The 23,429-nt window shown below is 73.9% G+C and carries 26 protein-coding genes; 16 read left to right on the top strand and 10 right to left on the bottom strand.

Translation table 11 applies throughout. The features are described 5' to 3' along the window. Positions 1-35 precede the first annotated feature (35 nt). Both WAB15_RS10650 and WAB15_RS10645 read right to left on the bottom strand, forming a co-directional pair. Entirely contained in the window at positions 36-272 is a 237-nt protein-coding gene (locus WAB15_RS10650; protein WP_399149985.1) for a hypothetical protein, read from the bottom strand. A gap of 24 nt (positions 273-296) precedes the next feature. Next, positions 297-1,568: an inorganic phosphate transporter gene (locus WAB15_RS10645; RefSeq protein WP_407286065.1), complete on the bottom strand. Its 1,272-nt coding sequence runs from the start codon at positions 1,566-1,568 to the stop codon at positions 297-299. A 451-nt stretch (positions 1,569-2,019) separates the two neighbouring features. Between WAB15_RS10645 and WAB15_RS10640 the strand changes: the two genes are divergently transcribed. The 3 genes from WAB15_RS10640 (at position 2,020) to WAB15_RS10630 (ending at position 5,593) form a co-directional block, all read left to right on the top strand. Beyond that, entirely contained in the window at positions 2,020-2,679 is a 660-nt protein-coding gene (locus tag WAB15_RS10640; RefSeq protein ID WP_407286064.1) for a class II aldolase/adducin family protein, read from the top strand. A 100-nt stretch (positions 2,680-2,779) separates the two neighbouring features. Beyond that, entirely contained in the window at positions 2,780-3,907 is a 1,128-nt protein-coding gene (locus WAB15_RS10635; RefSeq protein WP_399149988.1) for an alpha/beta hydrolase, read from the top strand. A gap of 183 nt (positions 3,908-4,090) precedes the next feature. Further along, complete coding sequence (locus WAB15_RS10630) at positions 4,091-5,593, top strand: hypothetical protein (RefSeq protein ID WP_399149989.1); 1,503 nt, start codon at positions 4,091-4,093, stop codon at positions 5,591-5,593. 31 nt (positions 5,594-5,624) lie between these two features. Here the strand turns inward: WAB15_RS10630 and WAB15_RS10625 are convergent, their stop codons facing one another. Further along, a complete protein-coding gene (locus WAB15_RS10625; protein WP_399150046.1) occupies positions 5,625-6,041 on the bottom strand; it encodes a VOC family protein in 417 nt (138 codons plus the stop codon). A gap of 287 nt (positions 6,042-6,328) precedes the next feature. Here WAB15_RS10625 and WAB15_RS10620 point away from each other — a divergent pair, with 287 nt between their 5' ends. From WAB15_RS10620 to WAB15_RS10605, 4 genes are all read left to right on the top strand, one after another. Beyond that, the gene (locus WAB15_RS10620) at positions 6,329-6,646 is read left to right on the top strand and encodes a hypothetical protein (RefSeq protein ID WP_399149990.1); all 318 of its coding nucleotides are present in this window, start codon (positions 6,329-6,331) and stop codon (positions 6,644-6,646) included. 102 nt (positions 6,647-6,748) lie between these two features. Next, a complete protein-coding gene (locus WAB15_RS10615; RefSeq protein WP_399149991.1) occupies positions 6,749-8,347 on the top strand; it encodes an ABC-F family ATP-binding cassette domain-containing protein in 1,599 nt (532 codons plus the stop codon). A gap of 375 nt (positions 8,348-8,722) precedes the next feature. Then, a complete protein-coding gene (locus WAB15_RS10610) occupies positions 8,723-8,944 on the top strand; it encodes a helix-turn-helix domain-containing protein (protein WP_384441440.1) in 222 nt (73 codons plus the stop codon). 113 nt (positions 8,945-9,057) lie between these two features. After that, positions 9,058-9,837 (top strand): enoyl-CoA hydratase/isomerase family protein, encoded by a 780-nt coding sequence (locus WAB15_RS10605; RefSeq protein WP_399149992.1) that lies wholly within the window; start codon positions 9,058-9,060, stop codon positions 9,835-9,837. Between the two features lie 111 nt (positions 9,838-9,948). Here the strand turns inward: WAB15_RS10605 and WAB15_RS10600 are convergent, their stop codons facing one another. Continuing rightward, entirely contained in the window at positions 9,949-10,686 is a 738-nt protein-coding gene (locus tag WAB15_RS10600; RefSeq protein WP_407286063.1) for a hypothetical protein, read from the bottom strand. A 221-nt stretch (positions 10,687-10,907) separates the two neighbouring features. Here WAB15_RS10600 and WAB15_RS10595 point away from each other — a divergent pair, with 221 nt between their 5' ends. The 5 genes from WAB15_RS10595 to amaP are packed head-to-tail and all read left to right on the top strand — an operon-like array spanning position 10,908 to position 13,296. Continuing rightward, positions 10,908-11,372 carry an Asp23/Gls24 family envelope stress response protein gene (locus WAB15_RS10595; RefSeq protein ID WP_399149994.1) on the top strand — a complete coding sequence of 155 codons (465 nt, stop codon included), beginning with the start codon at positions 10,908-10,910 and terminating at the stop codon, positions 11,370-11,372. A gap of 36 nt (positions 11,373-11,408) precedes the next feature. Continuing rightward, the gene (locus WAB15_RS10590; RefSeq protein WP_399149995.1) at positions 11,409-11,606 is read left to right on the top strand and encodes a hypothetical protein; all 198 of its coding nucleotides are present in this window, start codon (positions 11,409-11,411) and stop codon (positions 11,604-11,606) included. A gap of 6 nt (positions 11,607-11,612) precedes the next feature. Beyond that, the gene (locus WAB15_RS10585) at positions 11,613-12,005 is read left to right on the top strand and encodes a hypothetical protein (RefSeq protein WP_399149996.1); all 393 of its coding nucleotides are present in this window, start codon (positions 11,613-11,615) and stop codon (positions 12,003-12,005) included. Next, a complete protein-coding gene (locus WAB15_RS10580; RefSeq protein WP_407286062.1) occupies positions 12,002-12,685 on the top strand; it encodes a DUF6286 domain-containing protein in 684 nt (227 codons plus the stop codon). The genes WAB15_RS10585 and WAB15_RS10580 overlap by 4 nt, the downstream gene beginning before the upstream one ends. Before the next feature lie 5 nt (positions 12,686-12,690). Further along, positions 12,691-13,296, top strand: coding sequence for an alkaline shock response membrane anchor protein AmaP (gene amaP / locus WAB15_RS10575; RefSeq protein WP_407289199.1), 606 nt, complete (start codon positions 12,691-12,693; stop codon positions 13,294-13,296). A 24-nt stretch (positions 13,297-13,320) separates the two neighbouring features. Here the strand turns inward: amaP and WAB15_RS10570 are convergent, their stop codons facing one another. From WAB15_RS10570 to WAB15_RS10545, 6 genes are all read right to left on the bottom strand, one after another. Next, entirely contained in the window at positions 13,321-14,076 is a 756-nt protein-coding gene (locus tag WAB15_RS10570) for an SDR family oxidoreductase (protein WP_399149998.1), read from the bottom strand. Between the two features lie 4 nt (positions 14,077-14,080). Further along, on the bottom strand, positions 14,081-15,865 hold the full coding sequence (locus tag WAB15_RS10565; RefSeq protein ID WP_407286061.1) for a glycoside hydrolase family 15 protein: 1,785 nt from the start codon (positions 15,863-15,865) through the stop codon (positions 14,081-14,083). Positions 15,866-15,946: 81 nt separating this feature from the next. Further along, positions 15,947-16,765, bottom strand: coding sequence for an SURF1 family protein (locus tag WAB15_RS10560; RefSeq protein ID WP_407286060.1), 819 nt, complete (start codon positions 16,763-16,765; stop codon positions 15,947-15,949). 84 nt (positions 16,766-16,849) lie between these two features. After that, the gene (locus WAB15_RS10555) at positions 16,850-17,083 is read right to left on the bottom strand and encodes a hypothetical protein (RefSeq protein ID WP_407286059.1); all 234 of its coding nucleotides are present in this window, start codon (positions 17,081-17,083) and stop codon (positions 16,850-16,852) included. A gap of 93 nt (positions 17,084-17,176) precedes the next feature. Next, entirely contained in the window at positions 17,177-18,199 is a 1,023-nt protein-coding gene (locus WAB15_RS10550; RefSeq protein ID WP_407286058.1) for a DEDDh family exonuclease, read from the bottom strand. A gap of 159 nt (positions 18,200-18,358) precedes the next feature. Next, a complete protein-coding gene (locus WAB15_RS10545) occupies positions 18,359-19,021 on the bottom strand; it encodes a TetR/AcrR family transcriptional regulator (protein ID WP_399150002.1) in 663 nt (220 codons plus the stop codon). Between the two features lie 181 nt (positions 19,022-19,202). Between WAB15_RS10545 and WAB15_RS10540 the strand changes: the two genes are divergently transcribed. Genes WAB15_RS10540 through WAB15_RS10525 form a run of 4 tightly spaced genes read left to right on the top strand, consistent with a single transcriptional unit; the run spans position 19,203 to position 23,418 of the window. Then, positions 19,203-20,000: an acetoacetate decarboxylase family protein gene (locus tag WAB15_RS10540; protein WP_399150003.1), complete on the top strand. Its 798-nt coding sequence runs from the start codon at positions 19,203-19,205 to the stop codon at positions 19,998-20,000. A 1-nt stretch (position 20,001) separates the two neighbouring features. Continuing rightward, entirely contained in the window at positions 20,002-20,886 is an 885-nt protein-coding gene (locus WAB15_RS10535) for an SDR family NAD(P)-dependent oxidoreductase (RefSeq protein WP_407286057.1), read from the top strand. Positions 20,887-20,902: 16 nt separating this feature from the next. Further along, on the top strand, positions 20,903-22,186 hold the full coding sequence (locus WAB15_RS10530) for an amidohydrolase family protein (RefSeq protein ID WP_399150005.1): 1,284 nt from the start codon (positions 20,903-20,905) through the stop codon (positions 22,184-22,186). Continuing rightward, positions 22,183-23,418 carry an amidohydrolase family protein gene (locus WAB15_RS10525; RefSeq protein WP_407286056.1) on the top strand — a complete coding sequence of 412 codons (1,236 nt, stop codon included), beginning with the start codon at positions 22,183-22,185 and terminating at the stop codon, positions 23,416-23,418. The genes WAB15_RS10530 and WAB15_RS10525 overlap by 4 nt, the downstream gene beginning before the upstream one ends. The last annotated feature ends 11 nt before the right edge of the window (positions 23,419-23,429 follow it).

The following is a 23,429-nucleotide window of genomic DNA, read 5'->3' as shown; positions in this document are numbered from 1 at the left end:
GCGTCGCCGTTCGTCCGCCGATGCCGGCGGACGCGTCAGCCGGCGACGATCAGATAGATGCCGTACGCCACGGCCGCCGCGCACAGGGCGAAGGCGGCCATCGCACCGGCCCGCGCGCCCGCACCGGGAGCGGTGGCCACCGCGGCCTCGCCCTCCTGGCCCGACTTGCCGGAGGTGCCGACGATGCCGACGGTGAACAGGCCCACGATCCCGACCGTCACCACGAGGCTGACGCCGAAGACCTGGCCGAGAGCTGCCCAGTCGATGCTCATGCAGTGTTCCTTAGGTGAGAGCCGCTAGCGGGTGACCGTCGCGGCCTGGGCACGCGGGGCGGGAGGAGTGGCGGCGTCGGCCGCCGGCGCTTCGGAGTCCTCGGAGGCGTCGGCCTGCGGGGCCCGCTGGCCGGCCGGGGGAGGGGAGACGGTGCGCAGCGCGGCGGTCACCACGCCCACCGGCTCCGCGGCCGGACCTTCGTTGACGTTGGTGTGGTCGATCGGCTTGCGCCGGGAGGCCGCCCAGATCGCGCCGCAGATGCCGAGCGCGAGGATGGCCACCGCGGCCACGCCCCAGTCGCCCTGCTTGGCCAGGAACGCGGCGCCCGCCGCGACCGCACCGGCGGCCGGCAGCGTCAGGCCCCAGGCGGCGACCATCCGGCCGGCCGTGGACCAGCGCACCACGCCGCCCTTGCGGCCCAGGCCCGAACCCATCACGGAACCGGAGCAGACCTGGGTGGTGGAGAGCGCGAAGCCGAGGTGGGAGGAGGCCAGGATGGTGGCCGCGGCGCCGGTCTGGGCGGCGAAGCCCTGCGGCGGCTGGATGTCGGTGATGCCCTTGCCCATCGTGCGGATGATCCGCCAGCCGCCCAGGTACGTGCCGAGGGCGATGGCCAGACCGGCCGAGGCGATGACCCACATCGGCGGGTCGGCGTGCGGGGCGACCACTCCGCCGGTGATCAGCGCGAGGGTGATCACACCCATGGTCTTCTGGGCGTCGTTGGTGCCGTGGGCGAGCGAGACCAGGGCGGCCGAGGCGATCTGGCCGGCGCGGTAGCCCTTGGCGGTGTCGGCCTCGGCGCGGCCCTTGGCCAGTCGGTAGGTGAGCCGGGTCGCGGCCATGGAGGCCAGGCCCGCGACGATCGGGGCGGCCACCGCCGGGATCAGGACCTTCATGACCACGGCCTCGCCGTGCACGCCGTTCGTACCGACGGAGACCAGCGTCGCGCCGATCAGACCGCCGAAGAGCGCGTGGGAGGAGCTGGAGGGGAGACCCGCGAGCCAGGTCAGCAGGTTCCAGATGATGGCGCCGACCAGGCCGGCGAAGATCACTTCAGGTCTGATGCCCGCACCCTCGTCGATGATCCCGCCGGAGATGGTCTTGGCGACCTCCACCGACAGAAACGCTCCGACGAGGTTCAGTGCCGCTGACATCGCCACCGCGGTCTTGGGTCGCAAGGCGCCGGTGGAAATGGTGGTGGCCATTGCGTTGGCCGTGTCGTGGAAGCCGTTCGTAAAGTCGAACACCAAGGCCGTGACGATCACGATCCCGATGAGAAGCGTGATGTGTTCCATTCACCCAGGCAATCAGTTCGAAGGTCAGTGTCGCTCGGGACCGTACGGAGAGTGGGTGAACGGAAGGTGAACTGGGACGGGCGCCGCGATGACGCACCCGCAGTGTTCACGCGGAGGTGTATCTGACGTCACTTCCGCATCACCCGTCGGCTGGCTTCTTGGGGTTTGCTGGCGGAGACCCGTCGCACGGGCCCTGGTCGTCCCGGTGATCGCCGCGGGGCCGCGAAGGCGCGCGGAGGGCTCCGTCGCGGAGCCGGGTGCAGGGCGATCCGCTTCGACGTTAACGGATGATCGGCGCAAGGCGGTTTAAATCCGGCCAATCACCCGTAGTGTCGCAGTTGTCCCCAAATGGCGGATAGCGGACCGGCGGGCCCCCGGCGTACCCTTCCCCGGCCCGCTCGTACGGTGACGCGGACCGCATCCGCATTCGCCGCACCGCGCCGGAGGACCCATGAAGGACCACCCCGACCAGCTCGCCGCCGCCTGGAGCGAACTGGTCGCCACCGCCCGCAGGACCGTCGCCGACGGGCTGGTCGTCGGCACCTCGGGCAATGTCTCCCGCCGGCTGAAGGACCTGGTCCTGGTCACCCCCAGCGGCGTCCCCTACGACCGGCTCGGGCCCGGCGACATCACCGCCGTCGACCTCGAAGGGCGCCAGATCATCGGCGCGCTCCGGCCGACCAGCGAACTCCCCATGCACCTGGCGGTCTACCGCAGCACCAAGGCCACCGCCGTCGTCCACACCCACGCCCCGCACGCCACCGCCGTCTCCACCCTCGTCACCGCACTCCCGCCGATCCACTACATGGCCGCGGAGCTCGGCGGTCCCGTACGTGTCGCCCCCTACGCCCTCTACGGCAGCGACGAACTCGCCGACCACCTGCTCGCAGCGCTCCGCGACCGCACCGGCGCGCTACTGCGGAACCACGGCACCCTCACCTACGGCGACAGCCTCGACCAGGCACTGGACCGCACCGCCCAACTGGAGTGGATGTGCCGGGTCTGGCTCACCGCCCAGTCCGTCCCGGGGCACACCCCCAGCCTGCTGTCGCCCGGTGAGCTGGCGCAGGCCGGCGAGCGGCTGCGCGGCTACGGCCAGCACGGGGACTGAGCCGCCGCGAACGGCCGTCCGCCGCGCCCGGCACCCGCCGGGACCGCCCTCCGCGCCCCGCCGAGTGGCCGCACCCGGGACCGCTGCGCACACTGGTGAGGTGCGTCTGGGTACTGCGGCGGCCGTGGCCGCCGCCACCGTGATCGGTGCCGGGGCGGCCGCCGTGGCGGTCGGCCGGTACGCCGGCGACGTCGCCCTGAAACCCTCGCCCGACCATCCTCTCCCCGGCGACTCCCGCCTCACCGTGCACTCCTCCACCGACGAGCGCATCGCCCTCACCCGCAGTCTGGTCGCCCTGCGGCCCGGTACCTACGGCCTCACCGGCGCGGGCTGCCACGCCGTGGTCGGCTCCGTCGTCCACGGCGCCCCGCACCCCGTCGACGCCGTCGTACGTCGCCTGGAGCGGGTCACCCACGGCACCCTCAAACCGGGCAAGCGGATGCGGCTCACCCCGCAGGTGCACATCGGCAACCCCCGCGACGCCCTCGGCCTCGACTGCGCCGACGTCGACATCCCCGGAGAACTGGGCCCCCTCCCGGCGTGGTTCGTCCCCGCCGTACGCGACACCTGGGTCATCACCGCGCACGGGCTCGGCACCACCCGCGAGCACCCCATGGTCGTGATGCCGTTCCTGCACCGCCACCGGCTGCCCGTACTGGACCTGGCCTACCGCAACGACCTCGGCGCCCCCCGCACCGCCGACGGCATCAACCACCTCGGCCACACCGAATGGCGCGATCTGGACGCCGCGATCCGCTACGCGGTCCGCTACGGCGCCCGGGACATCGTGCTCTACGGCTGGTCGGTCGGCGCGACCATGGCGCTGCGCGCCGCCGCCCACTCCGCGCTGCGCGACCGGATCAGCGGACTGATCCTGGACTCGCCGGTCCTCGACCGGCACGCCACGGTCCGCGCGCTGGCCGCCGCCCGGGGAGCCCCGCGGGCCCTGCTGCCGCTGGTCGTACGCGCCGCCGAGGGCGCCACCGGGATGCCCGTGGACCGGCCGGCGGACGCCGCCGACCCGGCCGAGCTGAACGTCCCCACGCTGCTCTTCCACGGCCCCGACGACCTGATCGCCCCCTGGGCGGCCTCCCGGGCCTTCGCCGCCCGCCGCCCGGAGCTGATCACCCTTCAAGCGGTGCCGCACGCTCCGCACGCCGCGATGTGGAACGCCGACCCCGCCGGCTACGAGGAGGCGCTGCGCCGCTTCCTCACGCCCCTGATGTGACGCCGCCCGCCCCTGAGGGAGCGCCGCCCGCCCCGTCCCGGGCGACGCGGTCTCGGTGACGCCCGGGCATACGGGGGGACAACTCCCCACATCCAGGATGGGTCGGCGGGATGGCGCCGCCCCGCTAGATCGCAAGTCGGGTTCCGATTGGGCTTTCGGGCCGTCAGCGGCAAGACTGCTCCTGTGACGTCCCGTACTCCGCGCGACTCCCGGCTCCGACTCGTCCCCCGTCAACCGGTTGCGGCCGCCCGCCGGGCGGTGACAACCCGGGCCAAGCGCCCGGCGCCCCGCCCACCCGAGGGCACCCCGCCGCCCGCGGAGCTGGCCCGGCAGGCCCGCGCCGTGCTGGCCGGCGCGGCCCGGCTCGCCCGCTGGGCCGACAGCGCCGGCGGTGCCGACGGCAGTCTGCGCGCCGGCCCGGACGGGGCGCTGCCGACGGCCGCCGTGGAACGCGCCGCCGAAGCCCTCGGCCTGACGCCGCAGCAGGTCCGCGTCGACTGGGACCGGGCCCGGCTCGCCGGACTCGTCGAGCTCCACGACGGCCTCGCCCGACCCGGCTGGCGGCTGCGCGCCTGGGACCGCGACGACACGGCCGTGCTGCGCGGCTGGGTCGCGCTCTTCGACGCCTGGTCGCTGGCCCGCCCCACTCCGGCCGGCGCCGGTCCCACCATCGTCGCCGAAGTCGTCGAGGCGCTGCCGCAGCTGCTGTCCCTGCTGCATCTGTCGGCCGGGCCCGTCCGGTTGCCGGTGCTGCTCGACATGCTCGACCAGCGCGTCAGCGAACTGCGTACGGAGCGCTGCGAGGTCCCCTACGGGCAGGACCCCGCCACCTGCGAGGGCACCGGCGCCGCCGGGGCGGCGGGGCCGGCCGACGACGCCGCGGGGGCGTCGCTGGCCGAACTGCTGGGCTGGGCGCTGGACGCACTGCTGACCGTCGGCGCGCTGGTGCCGCCGCACGGCGCGCGGGGTCGCTCCCGCGAGGGCGGATCCTTCGACGGCGGATACGGCGACGCCTATCAGGGAGCGCACGACGCGTCCGAGGCGCAGCTGACACCGCTCGGCAACTGGTCGGTATGGGTCAAGCTGGAGCAGATCTGTGTCGCCGCGCAGAGCCCGGCCGGCAACATCGAGCAGTCCGCGGAGGCGATGCTGCGCGGTTGCGCCCGGCTGACCCCGGGACCGGCCCGCGCCGAATACCGCGCCTGGCTCGCCGCCCGCTCCGTCGGCTCGGCCGTCGAGGAGCTGCTGGTCGTGGCCCGCGGCGAGGACGCGCTGCTGCGCGGCCTGGCCTTCGAGGCGCTGCGCGCGGTCGGCGCACCGGCCGAGCCCGCCGTCCGCGCCGCCGCCGACGAGCCCGGTCTGCGCCCCTACGCCCTGCTGTGGCTGGTCGAGCACGAGGGCGGCGACCCGGAGACCGCGCCCGACGTGCTCACCCGCGAGGAGTCGACCTGGCTGTGGGTGGACACCGCGGCCGCGGTCGCCGACCACGGTGAGACCCAACTGCTGGTGCGCCACCTCGACTCGGCGGTCCAGGGCTCCGTACCGCGCCTCCTGGCGGAGGTGCGCGCCGTCGGGCACCCCCGCACCGTCCAGGTGCTGGTCGCGCTGGCCGCGGCGCACCCCGATCCGGCACTGGCCAAGGCCGTCCGCCGGGCGGCGTTCCAGGTCCACACCGGCGGTGCGTGACCCGTTACGGCGTGCGGGGCCGGGCCGCGGCTCAGGCCCCGGCGCCGCTCGGGGCGTAGGTGCCGAAGCTCCAGATATTGCCCTCGGCGTCCCGGGCCATGTAGTCCCGGGAGCCGTAGTCCTGGTCGGTGGGCGGCATCAGGATTTCCACACCGGCCTGCTCGGCCCGCTTGAAGTGCGCGTCGGGGTCCTCGACCACGACATAGACACCGGCCGGCCCGGCGTCGCCCATCGCCGCGTCGAAGATGCCGCCGCGGCCCTTCGAACCGAGCATCACCACGCCGTTGCCGTAGGAGAGTTCGGCGTGCAGCACCATGCCGTCCTCGCCCTCGTACTTGGCGCCGACGGTGAAGCCGAAGGCCTCCGTCAGCTGCTCGACGGCGGCCTGGGCGTCCCTGTAGAGCACCGTCGGACACATCGTCGGTGCGCCCGTCGTCGCGCCTGCCATGGTGATCACCGAACCCTTCCTGAGCGTCGGGAGGTTGCGGATCGAACAGGTCTGAGTGACCCGACTCACAGTCTCGCACCGGGGTCTGACAACGCCCGGCCCACGCCGCCCGGCACGCCGCCGGCGCCGCGCCGCCCGGCCGCCCGCCCGGCTCCCCGGCCGAACGGGGGACGCGGCGCCGGCCGCCCGCCGTGTCGCCCCGGAGCGCTCCCCGGGCCCCTTCGTCCGTCGCTACGCTCGTCGATCGACCGGCAGATATCCGTCGATCTCCGACGAGGGGGACCCGGGTGTCCACACCTCCCACCGCGCCCGGCCGGCGCATCGGGCGCGGCCTGTGCCCCGTGGCCCTCCCCCTCGTCGCCGCCCTTTTCGCCCTGCCGTCGGCCACCGTCGCCCGCGGTCCCGCCCCGCACGACGACCGCCGCACCGTCGCGCCGGACGCCCTGCCCGGTGGCGGCGAGGCCCGCCGGGATCCGCCGGCTCCCGTGGCCGAGGGGGACCGACCGGTCGCCGTCGACGCCTCCGGGCAGGTCACCGCGGGGCGCACCCCGCCGGGCGGCGCCCCCGGTGACGGTCCGGAAAAACTACTTGCACCGGCCCGTTAGACTGCCCCCTATGGCAGTTCTCCTTTGGGTTCATTAGACGGCGCAGACCGCTCTCGGACCGTCCCGTCCAATCCGCCGTCTTCCTGCCCTGGAGCTTTTCCCATGATCACCGCCTCCGGCCTTGAGCTGCGCGCCGGCGCCCGCGTCCTCATCGACTCCGCCTCCTTCCGTATCGCCAAGGGCGACCGCATCGGCCTGGTCGGCCGCAACGGCGCCGGCAAGACCACCCTCACCAAGGTGCTGGCCGGCGAGGGCATCCCCGCCGCCGGCACGGTCACCCGCGGCGGCCAGGTCGGCTATCTGCCGCAGGACCCGCGCACCGGCGACATGGACGTGCTCGCCCGCGACCGCATCCTGTCCGCCCGCGATCTGGACACCGTGCTGCGCAAGATGCGCGAGAACGAGGACCGGATGGCGAACGGCAAGGGCGCCACCCGCGACAAGGCGATGAAGAAGTACGAGCGCCTGGAGACCGAGTTCCTGACCAAGGGCGGGTACGCCGCCGAGGCCGAGGCCGCGACCATCGCCGCCAGCCTGGGCCTGCCCGACCGCATCCTCGGCCAGCCGCTGCACACCCTCTCCGGAGGCCAGCGCCGCCGCGTCGAGCTGGCCCGGATCCTCTTCTCGGACTCCGACGTCCTGCTGCTCGACGAGCCGACCAACCACCTCGACGCCGACTCCATCGTCTGGCTGCGCGACTACCTCAAGACCTACCGCGGCGGCTTCATCGTCATCTCGCACGACGTCGACCTGGTCGAGACCGTCGTCAACAAGGTCTTCTACCTCGACGCCAACCGGTCGCAGATCGACGTCTACAACATGGGCTGGAAGCTCTACCAGCAGCAGCGCGAGGCCGACGAGAAGCGCCGCAAGCGCGAGCGGGCGAACGCCGAGAAGAAGGCCGCGGCGCTCAACTCCCAGGCCGACAAGATGCGGGCCAAGGCCACCAAGACCGTCGCCGCGCAGAACATGGCCAAGCGCGCCGACAAGCTGCTCGCCGGCCTGGAGGCGGTGCGCGCCGCCGACAAGGTGGCCAAGCTGCGCTTCCCGGACCCGGCGCCGTGCGGCAAGACCCCGCTGACCGCCGAGGGTCTGTCGAAGTCCTACGGCTCCCTGGAGATCTTCACCGACGTCGACCTGGCCATCGACAAGGGTTCCCGGGTCGTCATCCTGGGCCTGAACGGCGCGGGCAAGACCACCCTGCTGCGGCTGCTGGCCGGCGTCGAGCAGCCGGACACCGGCGAGGTCCGCCCCGGCCACGGCCTCAAGCTCGGCTACTACGCCCAGGAGCACGAGACCCTGGACCCGGACCGCACGGTCCTGGAGAACATGCGCTCGGCCGCCCCGGACATGGACCTGGTCGCCATCCGCAAGACGCTCGGCTCGTTCCTCTTCTCCGGCGACGACGTCGACAAGCCCGCCGGGGTGCTCTCCGGCGGCGAGAAGACCCGGCTCGCCCTGGCGACGCTGGTCGTCTCCTCCGCCAACGTCCTGCTGCTCGACGAGCCCACCAACAACCTCGACCCGGCCAGCCGCGAGGAGATCCTCGGCGCGCTGCACACCTTCACCGGTGCGGTGGTCCTGGTGACGCACGACGAGGGGGCGGTGGACGCGCTCCAGCCCGAGCGCATCATCCTGCTGCCGGACGGCGTCGAGGACCTGTGGGGCCAGGACTACGCGGACCTGGTCGCCCTGGCCTGACCGGCGCGGCGGCACTGCGTAGGAGTCACGCGGGGCGGTCGGGGCGGTTGGATCAAGCCCGTATGGATCATTCGGCCGACGTGTGATCCATCATCTGAGTGAGAACGGCTCGTACATCGGCGAGTCTGCGGCATCCGGCCGGGTCCAGGGGACCCGGCCGACGCTTTTTCGGCCACATGCCGTCTGACCTGCGACTTCTCACGGTGCGCGGCGGCCGAGTGACTCTCGGAAAGACCGGAATGTGAGGTTCCATCCCCGGCGGCCGGGTGTCCACCGGCAAAGGATGTCGTACCGAACCTTGCGGAATGGGTGGCCAGGAAGCCGGGGAGGGGTGATCATGAGAGTCCAGAGCGCACTTCCCACGAGGAGGCACGGGTGGCCGAGACTCTGAAGAAGGGCAGCCGGGTGACCGGCGCCGCGCGCGAGAAGCTCGCGGCAGACCTGAAGAAGAAGTACGACTCCGGTGCGAGCATCCGGGCGCTGGCCGAGGAAACCGGCCGCTCCTATGGATTCGTGCATCGGATGCTCAGCGAATCCGGTGTGAACCTGCGCGGTCGCGGCGGAGCCACAAGGGGCAAGAAGGCCGCCTCGGCCTGACGGTCGCGCCTTTGGGTATCGCGGTGTCCCCCCGGTCGACCGAGCCGTCGACCGGGAGGTTACCGTTCAGTCACTTACGCACGCAGGTGCGGCTGGCTGACTCGGAGGCGCTCATGACTCTGCTCGACAAGGACGGCGTGCGGCTCGACGTGGACGGTGACATCGCCACGGTGACCCTCGCCAACGCGGCCAAGCGCAATGCGCAGTCCCCCGCCATGTGGCGGGCGCTGGCCGAGGCGGGTTCGCTGCTGCCGGGAAACGTCCGGGTCGCGGTGCTGCGCGGTGAGGGCAGGTCCTTCTCCGCCGGCCTCGACCGGCAGGCGTTCACGCCCGAAGGCTTCGACGGCGAGCCGTCGTTCATCGATCTGGCGCGCGGCACGGACAGCGCACTGGACGCCACGATCGCCGAGTACCAGGAAGCGTTCACCTGGTGGCGGCGGAACGACCTGGTGTCCATCGCCGCCGTGCAGGGGCATGCCATCGGGGCGGGCTTCCAGCTCGCCCTCGCCTGCGATCTGCGGGTGGTCGCGCAGGACGTGCAGTTCGCCATGCGTGAGACCAGCCTGGGGATCGTACCGGACCTGACCGGCACGCACCCGCTGGTCGGGCTGGTGGGCTACGCCCGGGCGCTGGAGATCTGCGCCACGGGGCGCTTTGTGCACGCCGAGGAGGCCGAGCGGACCGGCCTCGCCAACCTCGTCGTGCCCGGGGAAGAACTCGACGCCGCGGTGGCCGACCTGGCGGCCGCGCTCACCGCCCCGCCCCGGGACGCCGTCATCGAGACCAAGGCCCTGCTGGCCGGCGCCGCCGGCCGTACGTACGAGGAGCAGCGCATCGCCGAGCGGGCCGCCCAGGCGCGCCGGCTGCGGGATCTCGCGGGCGTGGGGGAGTAGCACCGGGCGAGTGCCGGCTCCGCGGCCGGCCGGGCGGCCCGACGGCCCCCGCCCGCCGGCACCCCTTCGCCGGTACCACCCCTTCGGTCCCGCTCCACGGCCGTGACCAGGTCAGTCCCGCTCCACGTCCGTGACCAGCACGGCGACCGTCGACGGCGCGGCCGGCGCGGCCGCCACCGCTTCCCGTACGGCATGAGCGACATCCAGCGCCCGATGACCGGCCGCGACCGCCAGCTGGACCAGTGCATGGCCGTCGGTCAGCCGCACCGGACGCGACGGCCCGCCGAGCGCGGGCGCCAGTCGGGCCACCCCCGCCACCCCCAGCGCGACGGCGGCGATCCCCGCCGGGCCCTCCTGCGTCGCGCCGGTCCGCTCGCCCGCCAGGGGGGAGGCCGTCGGGGGCTCCGTGCGGGGCGCGCGGGACGTGGGCGCCGCTTCCTCGCCCGCCTCCAGCAGCCCGCTCACCCGCAGATCCACCACGCCCACCACCAGCCCCAGGTCCTGGACGGCCGCCTCCAGCAGCGCCGCGCGGACCTGGTCGGCGACGGCGGGCAGCGGCCGGTCGGCGACCGCGGCTGCTGCCTCGAAGTCCGCCTCGATCCGCAGCGGGCCCGGCGGCAGCGCGCTCATCGGTGCCGGCACCGCGGGTTCGGGTGCGTGCTCGGGATCGGCGACCGACAGCCGCAGCGTGCCCAGGCGCACCCCGGCCGGGAACGCGGTGCCCGCGCGCAGTGCGCCGGCAGCCGCCCGCTCGGTGATCCAGGACCCGTCCGCGGGCCCGCCCAGCGGCAGCACCCGCCCGATCCCGAGCTGCTGCCGCACCGACTGCGCCAACTGGTTCGCGGCCACCGCGCACCCCTTTCTGGGCGGGAGACCCCGGCCCGTCCCCGACCCGTCCCGGACGACGTCCCCAGCCTGCCGCAGACCGGCCCGTACGGCAGGCCGGTGTGCCCGGCGGCGCCGTGGGGACACTCCTCTGCCGCATCCCCGGAGCGGCTCCGGGGCACCCGGCCTAGTGTGGGGATCGGAGCGGGCGGCCCGCTTCTCCCCGCGGAAAGGGACACACGGCGATGAGCGAGAGCCAGCAGCACGCAGAGGGGGCCAGGGCACCGGTCAAGAGGGGCGGTGGCGACCCCGCGTCCCGTGGGCGCACCACCATCGCCGACGGTGTCGTGGAGAAGATCGCCGGTCTCGCGGCCCGGGACGTCGTCGGTGTGCACGCCATGGGCAGTGGCCTGGCCCGCACGCTCGGTGCCGTACGCGACCGGGTGCCCGGTGGCGGCGGGCGGTCGGCCACCGCGACGCGCGGGGTGAAGGCCGAGGTCGGCGAGGTGCAGACCGCGCTGGACCTGGAGATCGTGGTCGACTACGGCGTCGCCATCGCCGATGTCGCGCGGTCCGTCCGGGAGAACGTCATCGCCGCCGTGGAGCGGATGACGGGCCTGGAGGTCGTCGAGGTGAACATCGCGGTCAGCGACGTCAAGCTGCCCGACGAGGCGGACGAAGAAGAGGAAGCCGAACCGCGGCTCCAGTGAGCGGGCCCGTCCGGAGCGGCAGCGAAGGAGCGCACGATGAGCATGGCCGTGGTAGGCCTCTTGGCCGGTATGGCGCTGGGCTTCGCCGGATACTTCGGCGGCTTCGGTGCCTTCGTGGTGGTGGCGGCGCTGGGCGCGATGGGGTTCGTGGCGGGCAAGTTCGCGGACGGGGACCTGGAGGCCGGCGACTTCTTCCGTTCCCGCACCGGTGACCGCGACGAACGGCGGCGGTGAGGCCGGGTGGCGACGGGGTCCGCGCCGGCCGCTGCCGCCGACGTACCGGCGGGCGAGCGGGGCGCGACCAGCATCGCGGACCGGGTGGTGGCGAAGATCGCCGCGCAGGCCGCGCGGGAGGCGCTGCGCGCCGAGTCCCCGCACGGCCGTACGGACGCGCATGCGACGGTGACCGTCCACCGGCGCGAGGACCGGGAGCACCTCGGCGAGGCCCGGGTACGGATCGCGGTGGAGCTGGGCTACCCCTCGGACATCGGCGCCCAGTGCCGCCTGGTGCGCCGTCATGTCACCGAGCGGGTCACGGCGTTGGCGAGCATGGCGGTGCCCGAGGTGGCGGTGGAGGTCGAGCGGTTGCGCTCCCCGCTGCTGGAGGGCAGGGGCCGGGAGAGGGTGCGATGAGCGACGACGCCGCCGAACCGCCGGACACCCGGCGACTGCCCACGCTCGGCGACCAGCCACCCGACCAGCCACCCGACCAGCCGTCCGACCCGGCGCCGGGCGCGGACGACGGGTCGGCGCCCGCCGCCTTCGACGACGGCCGGACCGGGCGCTGGTGGTCCGCCCGCCGGGTGCCCGCCGCCGTGGTCGCGCTGGTGCTGCTGGGCGCCGCGGGCCTGCTGCTCTACGACGTGGCCGCGGTGCGCGCGCACCGCCCCGCGATGGCCTGGCGCCGGGGGCTCGCCCGCCAACTGGCCACCGTCCACCTCGACAGCCCCTGGGTCCTGGGCGCCGCGGCGCTGGCGATGGTGCTCGGCATCTGGCTGATCGTGCTGGCCGTCACCCCCGGTCTGCGCCAGGTGCTGCCGATGCGGCCCGCCGCCCCGGGCGTCCGGACCGGTCTGGACCGGGCGGCCGCCGCACTGGTGCTGCGCGACCGCGCCATGGAGGTCGCCGGGGTCCAGTCCGTACGGATGACCGTCGGCCGCCGCAAGGCCAAGGCGCACGCCGTCTCGCACTTCCGCGCGCTGGACGAGGTCCGCGCCGACCTCGACACCGCGCTCGGCGACGGCCTGCGGCAGCTGGGCCTGGCCCACGGGCTCGCGCTGACCGTGCACGTCCGGCGCCCGAAGAAGAGGTGAGCGCGATGCGCCAGGTCCGCAGAACGGCCAACCGGGTGCTGCTCGGCCTGGCCGGCGTGCTGCTGCTCGGCACCGGCGGGCTGGTGCTGTTCGGCGGGCTCGGCCTGCCCGCGAAGTGGCATCTGGGCCTGCCCGCCGGATGGCCCTGGCACGGCCCCGACGGCGTGCTGCTCTCCGCGCACCAGCGCACCCGCTGGACGGACCAGGGCTGGTGGTGGCCGGCCGTCATCGCCGCGCTGGCCGTCGTCGTCCTGCTGATGCTGTGGTGGCTGCTGGTCCAGCTGCGCCGGCGCCGGCTGGACGAGATCCTCGTCGACAGCGGCGACGGCGAGGGCGCCCTGCTGCGCGGCCGGGCCCTGGAGGGCGTACTCGCCGCCGAAACGGAGTCCCTGGAGGGCGTCGAACGGGCCGGTGTCCTGCTCACCGGCCGCCGTGGCGAGCCCCGGATCCGCGCCGTGCTGGCCCTCGCGCCGCACGCCGACCCGGGGACCGTCGTGCGGCGCCTGTCCGACGAGGCGGTGGCCCACGCCCGCCGCTCCGCCGGGCTCGACCGGCTGCCGGCGGAGGTCCGCCTGCAGGCCGTCAAACACCGTGCGGAGCGGGTCAGTTAGCTACCTCGGTGGGCGCACGCCCGCTCAGAAGCCGCGGCGCGAACCGCCGTCCACCGGCACCATCACGCCGGTGACGTACGACGCCGCCGGCGACAGCAGGAAGGCCGCGGCGCGACCGAACTCCTCGGGCTTGCCGTAGCGGCCCAGCGGGATCGCGGCGGAGTTGCGGGCGCGGCTGCCCTCGGGGTCGCCGGAGAGCGCGTCGAGCTGGGTCATCCGGTCGGTGGCGATCCGGCCGGGGATCACGCCGACGACGCGGATGCCGCGCGGGCCCAGCTCGTTGGCGAGCGACTTGGCGAAGCCGGCGAGGCCGGGGCGCAGGCCGTTGGAGATGGTCAGGCCGCTGATCGGTTCGTGCACCGAGCTGGAGAGCACAAAGCCGATCACCCCGCCCTCGTCGAGTTCGGCGGCGGCCGTGCGGGCCAGCCGCACCGCGCCGAGGAAGACCGTCTCGAAGGCCGACTGCCACTGGTCGTCGGTGTTGTCGGCGGCGGTGCCCGGCGCCGGGCCGCCCACGCTGATCAGCACGCCGTCCAGGCGGCCGAAGCGCTCGCGGGCCGCCGCCACCAGGCGCGCCGGGGCGTGGGCGTCGGCGTTGTCGGCCGCCACCCCGAGGGCCCGCTCGCCCAGCTTCGCGGCCGCGGCCGCCGCGCTCTCCTCGGTGCGTCCGGTGATCACGACGTTGGCGCCGTCGGCGACCAGCTCGCGGGCGGTGGCGAAGCCCAGGCCGCGGGTCGCTCCGGTGACGATGTATGTCCGGTCGGTGAGTCCAAGATCCATGGCCCTAGTGTGCCGGGACCCCGTCCAGCAGACCGAAGGCGGTACCCACCAGGCCGATATGGCTGAAAGCCTGCGGGAAGTTGCCCAGCTGGCGGCGCGCCACCGGGTCGTACTCCTCGGCGAGCAGCCCCACGTCGTTGCGCAGCGCCAGCAGCCGCGCGAACAGCTCGTCGGCCGCCGTCCGCCGGCCGTTCAGCGCCAGCGCGTCGACGAGCCAGAACGAGCAGGCCAGGAACGCGCCCTCACCGCCCGGCAGCCCGTCGACCGACCCGCCCTCGGTGCTGTAGCGGCGCAGCAGGCCGTCCTGCGACAGCTCCCGGCGCACCGTGTCGATGGTGCCGGTCACCCTCGGGTCGTCACCCGGCAGAAAGCCGACGCGGGGGATCAGCAGGGTCGCGGCGTCCAGCTCCGTGGAGCCGTAGTGCTGGGTGAAGGCGCCGCGCTCGGCGTCGTAGCCCCGCTCGCACACCTCCCGGTGCACCTCGTCGCGCATCGCCCGCCAGCGGCCGAGGTCCCCGCCCAGATGGGGAGCGCCCTCCATGGCCCGCACCGCCCGGTCGGCCGCCACCCAGGCCATGACCTTGGAGTGCACGAAGTGCCGGCGCGGCCCGCGGATCTCCCACAGCCCCTCGTCGGGATCGCGCCACGTGGACTCCAGGTAGTCCACCAGCGCGCGCTGGATGCTCCAGGCGTGCGGCTCCGCCGGCAGCCCGGCCGTGCGCGCGATGTGGAAGGAGTCGATCACCTCGCCGTAGACGTCGAGTTGGCGCTGCTGCACGGCGGCGTTGCCGATGCGTACGGGCGAGGAGCCGGCGTATCCGGTCAGCCACGGCAGTTCGGACTCCGGCAGCCGCCGCTCACCGGCCAGCCCGTACATGATCTGCAGATCGTCGGGGGCACCGGCGACCGCCCGCAGCAGCCAGTCCCGCCAGGCGCCGGCCTCCTCCAGATACCCGGCCTGGAGCAGCGAGTCCAGGGTGAGGCTGGCGTCGCGCAGCCAGCAGTAGCGGTAGTCCCAGTTGCGGACGCCGCCCAGCTCCTCGGGCAGCGAGGTGGTGGGGGCCGCGACGATGCCGCCGGTGGGCGCGTAGGTCAGGGCCTTGAGCGTGATCAGCGAGCGGATCACGGCCGCGCGGTGCGGGCCGTCGTAGCGGCAGCGCGCGGACCACGCGTGCCAGTCCTCCAGGGTGTCCTGGAGCGCCTCGAACGGTTCGATCTGGGTCGGCCGGGGCTCGTGCGAGGGGTGCCAGGTCAGCACGAACGCGGTGCGCTCGCCCTCGGCGACGGTGAAGTCCGAGCGGGTGCTGAAGTCCTTGCCGTAGGTACTGCCTTGGGAGGGGGTGCGCAGCCAGACGGAGTCCGGTCCGGCGATCGCGACCCGGCAGCCCTCGGCGGCGCGCACCCAGGGCACCACCCGCCCGTAGTCGAACCGCAGCCGCAGCACCCCGCGCATCGCGACCCGGCCGCCGAGGCCCTCGACGATCCGTACGACATCGGGTGCGCGGTCGCGCTGCGGCATGAAGTCGGTGACCCGGACCCGGCCCTCGGGGGTGTGCCAGACGGTGTCGAGGATCAGCGAGTCGCCGCGGTAGGAGCGCTCGGCGCGGGCCTCGGGGGACTGCGGTGACAGCCGCCAGTGGCCGTTGTCCTTGCCGCCGAGGAGGGCGGCGAAGCAGGCGCCGGAGTCGAAGCGGGGCAGGCACAGCCAGTCGATCGAGCCGTCCCGGCCGACGAGTGCGGCGGTCTGTAGATCGCCGATGAGCGCGTAGTCCTCGATGCGTGGGGGCACTCAGCGTGCTCTTCCCGCCCGGCCGGTGCGCTACTCGGCGGTGACGGCTGTCCGGGCTAGGTCCGATCCATCGGACGGGCCCTACGCCGTGGCGTCCGCGGACTCCCGGGCGTCCTCTGCCTCACCGGACGTCTTGGCCGCGGCCGCCGCTGCCGCCGCGCGGTCGCGGCGCTCGCGGCGGACCAGGATCACCCAGCCGACCGGTACCGCCCCCGCGAACAGCCACCACTGGATCGCGTAGGCCATGTGCGGGCCGATGGAGTCGTGGTCCGGCTCGGGCACCAGCTCCGGCTTGCCGCCCGGCTGCTTGGGAGCGGTCTGCTCGACATAGCCGCCTAGCATCGGCCGGCCGGTCCGCTTCGCCTGCTCCTTGCTGTTGATCAGCATGACCTGGCGGGCGGGCAGGCCCCTGGTGTCCTTGATGCCGCTGGCCTCGGTGGTCTCGTCGGCCATCATCCGGCCGGTGACGGTGACCTTGCCCTTGGGGGCGGCGGGGACGTCCGGGAACTTGGTGAGGTCGTCGCCCGCGGAGATCCAGCCGCGGTTGACCAGGACGGCGTCGCCGTCGCCGAGGACCAGCGGGGTCAGGACGTAGTAGCCGATGCTCTGCTCGTCGGCGGCGGTGCGCTGGCGGACCACGACCTCGTGGGCGGTGTCGTAGCTGCCGGTGGCGGTGACCGTGCGCCACATCTCGCGCCGCGGCAGGTCCCGGCCGGGGGCGGTCAGGTCGGTGACCGGGACCGGCTTCGCGGCCAGGCTGGAGGCGATGAGCTGGTTCTGCGCCACCTTGTGCTCATGGCGGTGCAGCTGCCAGTAGCCCAGCTTGATCATGACGGGGATCAGCACGAGACCCACGAGGGTGAGGATCACCCACTGCCGGGACAACAGGAAGCGGTACACGGTCTCGACGGTACCCGGGGCGCCGCGGCCGCCGAGCCCGGGGTCCCCCCTCGGCAGGGGCCGGGGGAGGGGCGGCCGGGCCGTTCAGACCCGGTCGACGATCCCCACCCTCCCGTCCGAGCGGGCGCAGTGGGCGCTGCAGTACCACTTGCCGTCGGCCTCGACGCCCTGGCCGATGACCTGGACCCGGCAGTGCTCACAGATCGGCGCCATGCGGTGGATGGCGCAGGCGAAGCAGTCGAAGACATGCACCGCGCCCTGCGCGTGCACCTCGAACGTCATCCCGTAGTCGTTTCCGCAGACCTCACAACGTGCCATGCGCCACAGGGTGCGGGCGCGCCCCGCCCGGGGCGAGGCGCCGGCGGGTGTGTTGGACCGGCTTCACCCGGAAGCAGGCGGCTAGCTAGCTAGCTAGCGGCCGGCCGGCTGCACGTCCTGGAGCAGTTGCATGAAGGCCGCCTCGTCGATCACGACCGTGCCGTACGCGGCGGCCTTGGCGGTCTTGGAGGTCTGGGCGTCCGGATCGTTGGTCACCAGCAGGCTGGTCAGCCGGGACACGCTCGTCGCGACATGCAGCCCGGCCTCGATCGCCCGGTCCTCCAGCAGCTCGCGGTCCACCGAGGTGTCGCCCGAGAAGGCGACCCGCATCCCCTGGACGAGCCGGCCGCCGGCTTCATAGCGCCCCGGATTGGGATAGGGGCAGGCCGGGCGCTTGCGGGACGGCCGCCAGGACGTCGGGCGGTACGAGGAGGAGGCGGGGCGCTGCCGGGGCGCGGGGGCGTCCGACCACTCCGTCAGCGGCTGGCAGCTCAGCAGCGGCAGCCGCAGGTTCTCCCGCGCGGCCCGCCGCAGACTGGGGCGGAACGCCTCGGCCAGTACCCGGGCGTCGTCCAGTGCGTGGTGGGCGCGCTGCTGGACGACGCCGTAGTGCGCGGCGAGCGACTCCAGCTTGTGGTTGGGCAGCGGCAGCCGCAGCTCCTTGGAGAGCGCGATCGTGCACAGCCGCTGGCGCACCGGGGCGGTGGCCGCGGCGCGGGCGTACTCACGGGCGATCATCGACCAGTCGAACATGGCGTTGTGCGCGACCAGCACCCGGTCCTGAAGGCGCTCCGACAGCTGCGGCACGATCTCCGGGAAGAGCGGCGCGTCGGCGAGCACGGCGCTGGTCAGGCCGTGGATCCACACCGGCCCCGGATCGCGCTGCGGATTGACCAGGGTGTACCAGTGGTCCTGGACCTCGCCCCGCGCGTCGAGTTGGTACACGGCCGCGGAGATGATCCGGTCGTCGCGGGCCAGCCCCGTGGTCTCCACGTCGACCACCGCGTATCCCTGGGGATACCCGGACGGCCAGGGAGCCGACGGCGTCTGCGGGCCCGGCTGCTGCCCGATCTTCGGCGCGATCGGGCCGGCTGCTGCCATGGGGTCTTCGAGCATGGTCACTGAGGATACGGGCCACCACTGACAGCCACCGAACCGCCGTCGGCCACGAGGGCCCGCGGCATGGTTGTTGACGGACCGACCGGGCGGCCCCGGCCGGCGCGCGGGCTGTCGTCCGCGCCTGCCCGCGGCCGGGAACGGGGGCCTTCCGGAGCGTCAGGACGCGGGGCCGACGGGCCGCCGCGCAGGCGTCCCGGGCTCCCCGGCCGCGAGCAGCGAGGCCACCACCGCCTCCAGCGCGGCCGCGAACAGCCGCTCCGTGTCGGCCGGCGCGGCCAGCGCGCGGGCCAGCGCCGGATCGTGCCCGGCGGTGGGGGAGTCCCACAGCTCGCCCTCGCTGGGATGCTGCTCGGGTGACCGCTCCCGGGCACGCTCGACCAGTACGTAGCCGACGACCTGGAACTGGACGGCGCGCACCGCCTCGGCGGCGGCCCGTCCGCGCAGCCCCGCGGTGTGCATCTCGCGGACCAGCGCCTGCTGCGCGGGCAGGAACATCCGTTCCGTCAGGCCGCGTTCGTGCACCATCGCGATCAGCTGCGGCCGCTCGCGCAGCGCTGTGCGCAGGGCGCGGGCGACCGAGACGATGCGCGCGTGCGGGGTCCGCCCGATGGGGTGGATCTCGCCCATCTCCCGGACGGTGCGTTCGACGAGCGCGTCCAGGAGGGACTCGCGGTTGCCGACGTGCCAGTAGATGGAGGTGACGGCGGTGCCCAGCTCCGTGGCGAGCCGGCGCATGGTCAACGCGGCGGGGCCGTGCGCCCGGACCAGCCGAGCGGCCGTGGCCAGAACCTCTTCGCTGGTCAGCGCGGTACGTGTCATGCCCCCCACCTACCCTTTCAACTCCCGTTCCCGCAAGGCTCTTTACCCTTGGCCGCGCACGCTGTAACAGTGTTACAGGCGGGCGCCGCAACCGGCGCCATCCACGGCACCCGCCGCTCGACCTCCGTACGACCCCGCACGTCAACCCCCGCGAGTCACCGACGACGAAGGGCGGTACGACATGGCACGCATACGCTACGGAGCGCGCACCGAGGCGGAGATCGCCGCGGCGCGCACCGCCGCCGCCAAGCTCCCCGACATCTGGTCCACCGGCGTGGTCGCCCTCTGGGAGAGCGATCCGGACGCGGTCGCGGCCGTCCTGCCGCCCCCGCTGAAGCCCACCGGCCGCCCGCTGGTCCGGGCCGCCATCAGCACCGTCGACCTGCCCGGCTACCCCCTGGGTGCCGGCTCGGTCGCCGTCGCGGCCGCGCACCACGGCGTCGAGGGCTGGTATCCGCTGGTCATGCCGATGACCCACGAGCGGGCCCTGATCGGCGGCCGGGAGGTCTTCGGCGAGCCCAAGAAGCTGGGCGAGGTGACGGTGGAGCGCGACGGCCTCGTGGTGCGGGCCGCGCTCGCCCGGCACGGCATCGCGTTCGTCGAGGTGCGCGGCGCGGTCAGCGGCGGCCTGCCCCTCCCGGAGCCGTCGCAGAAGACGGACTTCTACTTCAAGTTCCTGCCGTCGGTGGACGGTTCGGGCTTCGACGCGGACCCGGTCCTCGTGCACTGCCTGCGCGACGAGAAGGTCAGGAAGCTGGAGCGGATCACGGGGGACGTCGTCCTGCGGGAGTCGATGTACGACCCGGTCGCCGACCTCCCCGTGCGCACCCTGGTGGAGATCACCATCGGCGAGAAGACCACCGACCAGAAGGGCAGGGTCGCCGAGCGGGTCGGTGCCCGGGCCCTGCTCCCGTACATCCATCAGCGCTACGACGACCCGCAGCAGATCCTCGACGGCCCGCCCGAGGGGAGCGCCTGACATGGAGCTGCGACCGGGGCAGGTCGCCGTCGTCACCGGCGCGGCGAGCGGTGTCGGGCTCGCCATGGCCCGGAGGTTCGCGGCCGACGGCCTGAAGGTGGTGCTCGCCGACGTCGAACAGGGCGCCCTGGAGAGCGCGGCGGCCGGGCTGCGGGCGGACGGGGCGACCGTCCGCGCGCGCGTGGTCGACGTCGGGGAGCGCGACGAGGTCGTGGCGCTCGCCGAGGACACCTACGCCACGTTCGGCGCCTGCCATGTGCTGTGCAACAACGCGGGCGTCGGCTCCGGCGCCGAGGGCCGCATGTGGCAGCACGAACCCAACGACTGGAAGTGGGCGTTCGCGGTCAACGTGTGGGGCGTCTTCCACGGTGTCCAGGCGTTCGTCCCCCGCATGATCGCGGGCGGGGAGCCGGGCCATGTCGTCAACACCTCGTCGGCCGACGGCGGGATCGCCCCGCTGCCCACCGCCTCGGTGTACGCGGTCACCAAGGCCGCCGTCGTGACGATGACGGAGTCCCTGTACGCGCATCTGAGGGCCGAGCGGGCACGAGTGGGCGCCTCGGTGCTCTTCCCCGGGCCGCACATGCTGCGCACCGGCCTGTGGGAGTCGCACCGCAACCGCCCCCACCGGTACGCCAAGCAGCGGCCCCGCAAGACCCCCTACCGCAGCCTCGACCAGTGGGAGGCCGCGATGAAGGAGGCCGGGCGCGAGATCGAGTTCACCCCGGTCGAGCAGGTCGCGGACCTCGTCGCCGACGGCATCGCCGCGGACCGCTTCTGGCTGCTGCCCGAGAGCGAGCACAGCGACCGGCAGATCCGGGCCCGGTCGCGGTCGATGCTGGACCGGGCGAACCCGGCGTATCTGGAGAGCTTCATTCTCGACTGAGGACGAGGGACATGCGATGAGCAACCAGGACCCGTACCTGATCATCTCCTCCGACTGCCATGCCGGACTGCCCACCGAGGAGTACCGGCCCTATCTGGAGCGCCGCTTCCACCGCGCCTTCGACGAGTTCCTCGGCGAGCGGGACGCCCGCCGCGCGGAGGCGACCCGCCTGGGCATCCGCAACGACGCGTTCGCCGCCAAGTGGTTCCGGGACAACGAGGAGGGCCTGCGCGGTGGTTGGGACAGCGCGCAGCGCCTCAAGGAGCTCGACGGCGACGGGGTGGCCGCCGAGGTCGTCTTCCCCGACGCGGACGCCGTCGACAGCCGGACGGCGGCGCCCTTCGGCGTCGGGCTCGGCCTCTCCGGCGACCAGGACCCCGAACTCGGCATGGCCGGCGCCCGGGCGCACAACCGCTGGCTCGCCGACTTCGTCTCCCGCAACCCCGAACGGCACTGCGGCGTCGCCCTGCTGCCCGTCACCGCGGACCCGGCGAAGGTCGTCGCCGAGGTGCACCGGGCCAAGGAGTCGGGGCTCGGCGCCCTGATGATCCCCTCGATGTGGGTCGACAACGAGCCGTACCACGCGCGGCGTTACGACCCCGTGTGGGCGGCGGCCGCCGCATGCGGGCTGCCGGTCGTGACGCACTCGGGAGCGGCGCCCCGCCACGAGTACGGGGACCACCTCGGCATCTACGTGAGCGAGGTGACCTGGTGGCCGGCCCGACCGCTCTGGTTCCTCCTGTGGTCCGGCGTCTTCGAGCGGCACCCGGGCCTGAAGTTCGGTGTGGCGGAGTCCGGTTGCTGGTGGCTGCCGAACCTGCTGTGGTTCATGGACCGGCTCTACCTGGGCGCCCACGGCGGCAAGAAACTGTCCCCGTTCGCCGAGCTGAAGCGCGCCCCGCACGAGTACCTGGACCGGCAGGTCTTCGTCTGCGCCACCAACACCAAGCGCCGCGAACTCGCCCAGCGCTACGAGATCGGCGTCGACAACATCCTGTGGGGCAGCGACTTCCCACACCCGGAAGGGACCTGGCCCGACACCCGCGCCTGGCTGCGCGGCACCTTCCACGACATCCCGGTCGCCGAGACCCGGCGGATGCTGGGCCTGGCCGCCGCCGAGGTCTTCGGCTTCGACACCGACCGGCTGGCCCCGCTCGCGGCCCGCATCGGCCCGACCCCGGCCGACCTCGGCCAGGACGCCGACCAGAGCGCCGTCGAGGCCTCCTGGGCCCGCTCCCGCGAGGCGGGCCGGCACTGGCTCACCGGCCACGACTTCCCGACCCTGGGGGTGACCCCGTGAGCACCCCCGAGGACCGCTACACGGTGATCTCGGCGGACTGCCACGCGGGCGCCGACCTCCTCGACTACAAGCCGTACCTGGCGGCCGAGCACCACGACGCCTTCGACGCCTGGGCGGCCACCTACGTCAACCCGTACGAGGACCTGCTCGCCGACACCGCCGACCGCAACTGGAACTCCGCCCGGCGGCTGGCGGAACTGGAGGCCGACGGGATCGTCGCCGAGGTCGTCTTCCCCAACACCATCCCGCCGTTCTTCCCCAGCGCGTCGCTGATGGCCCCGGCGCCCACCCGCGCGGAGTTCGAGCAGCGCTGGGCGGGCCTGCGCGCCCACAACCGCTGGCTCGCCGACTTCTGCGCCGACGCCCCCGGGCGCCGGGCCGGCGTCGCCCAGATCCTGCTCAACGACGTCGACGAGGCCGTACGGGAGGTCCGCCGCACCAAGGAGGCCGGCCTCACCGGCGGCGTCCTGCTCCCCGGTACGCCGCCCGGCTCGGGCCTGCCCGAACTCCACTCCGAGGTGTACGACCCCCTGTGGGCCGTCTGCGCCGAGCTGGAGGTTCCCGTCAACCACCACGGCGGCTCGGCCTCCCCGCCCCTCGGCGACGAGCCCGCCGCCCGCGCCGTCTTCATGGTCGAGACGACCTGGTTCTCGCACCGCGCCCTGTGGCACCTGATGTTCGGCGGCGCCTTCCGCCGCCACCCGGGCCTGCGCCTGGTCCTCACCGAACAGGGCTCCGGCTGGATCCCCGGCGTCCTGGGCATGCTGGACTACTACCACGGCCGGCTGGTGGCCGCCGCGTCCCGGGCCGCCACCGCCGAGTCCAAGTTCGGTGCCGGCCTGGCCGCGAGCATGGGGGCCTCGCCGGGCAGCGTCTGGCGCGAGAGCTGCTACGTGGGCGCCAGCTTCATGCGCCCGCACGAGGTCCCGCTCCGCCACCGCATCGGCCTCGACAAGATCATGTGGGGCAGCGACTACCCCCACGACGAGGGCACCCACCCGTACTCCCGCGAGGCCCTCCGCCTCGCCTACGCGGGCCTGCCGCCCGACGAGATCGCCCAGATGCTCGGCACCAACGCCGCCCGGGTCTACGGCTTCGACCTCACCCGCCTCGCCCCGACAGCCGCCCGCGTCGGCCCCACGCACGGCGAACTCTCGGAGCCCCTGGAAAAGATCCCCCCGGACGCCACCAGCCCGGCGTTCGCCCGGGGCGGCTCGGTACGGGTGTGGTGAGACCCGGGCCG

This window comes from Streptomyces sirii (assembly GCF_045690365.1).
Taxonomy (GTDB): Bacteria; Actinomycetota; Actinomycetes; order Streptomycetales; family Streptomycetaceae; genus Streptomyces; species Streptomyces sirii.
This window is presented reverse-complemented; position numbering and strand designations above follow the sequence as displayed.

Coding starts and splice junctions, on each gene's coding strand:
- WAB15_RS10650 (WP_399149985.1), bottom strand. CDS start 272: ATGAGCATCGACTGGGCAGCTCTCGGCCAGGTCTTCGGCGTCAGCCTC.
- WAB15_RS10645 (WP_407286065.1), bottom strand. CDS start 1,568: ATGGAACACATCACGCTTCTCATCGGGATCGTGATCGTCACGGCCTTG.
- WAB15_RS10640 (WP_407286064.1), top strand. CDS start 2,020: ATGAAGGACCACCCCGACCAGCTCGCCGCCGCCTGGAGCGAACTGGTC.
- WAB15_RS10625 (WP_399150046.1), bottom strand. CDS start 6,041: ATGGCAGGCGCGACGACGGGCGCACCGACGATGTGTCCGACGGTGCTC.
- WAB15_RS10615 (WP_399149991.1), top strand. CDS start 6,749: ATGATCACCGCCTCCGGCCTTGAGCTGCGCGCCGGCGCCCGCGTCCTC.
- WAB15_RS10605 (WP_399149992.1), top strand. CDS start 9,058: ATGACTCTGCTCGACAAGGACGGCGTGCGGCTCGACGTGGACGGTGAC.
- WAB15_RS10595 (WP_399149994.1), top strand. CDS start 10,908: ATGAGCGAGAGCCAGCAGCACGCAGAGGGGGCCAGGGCACCGGTCAAG.
- WAB15_RS10590 (WP_399149995.1), top strand. CDS start 11,409: ATGAGCATGGCCGTGGTAGGCCTCTTGGCCGGTATGGCGCTGGGCTTC.
- WAB15_RS10580 (WP_407286062.1), top strand. CDS start 12,002: ATGAGCGACGACGCCGCCGAACCGCCGGACACCCGGCGACTGCCCACG.
- amaP (WP_407289199.1), top strand. CDS start 12,691: ATGCGCCAGGTCCGCAGAACGGCCAACCGGGTGCTGCTCGGCCTGGCC.
- WAB15_RS10570 (WP_399149998.1), bottom strand. CDS start 14,076: ATGGATCTTGGACTCACCGACCGGACATACATCGTCACCGGAGCGACC.
- WAB15_RS10555 (WP_407286059.1), bottom strand. CDS start 17,083: ATGGCACGTTGTGAGGTCTGCGGAAACGACTACGGGATGACGTTCGAG.
- WAB15_RS10550 (WP_407286058.1), bottom strand. CDS start 18,199: ATGCTCGAAGACCCCATGGCAGCAGCCGGCCCGATCGCGCCGAAGATC.
- WAB15_RS10545 (WP_399150002.1), bottom strand. CDS start 19,021: ATGACACGTACCGCGCTGACCAGCGAAGAGGTTCTGGCCACGGCCGCT.
- WAB15_RS10540 (WP_399150003.1), top strand. CDS start 19,203: ATGGCACGCATACGCTACGGAGCGCGCACCGAGGCGGAGATCGCCGCG.
- WAB15_RS10535 (WP_407286057.1), top strand. CDS start 20,002: ATGGAGCTGCGACCGGGGCAGGTCGCCGTCGTCACCGGCGCGGCGAGC.
- WAB15_RS10530 (WP_399150005.1), top strand. CDS start 20,903: ATGAGCAACCAGGACCCGTACCTGATCATCTCCTCCGACTGCCATGCC.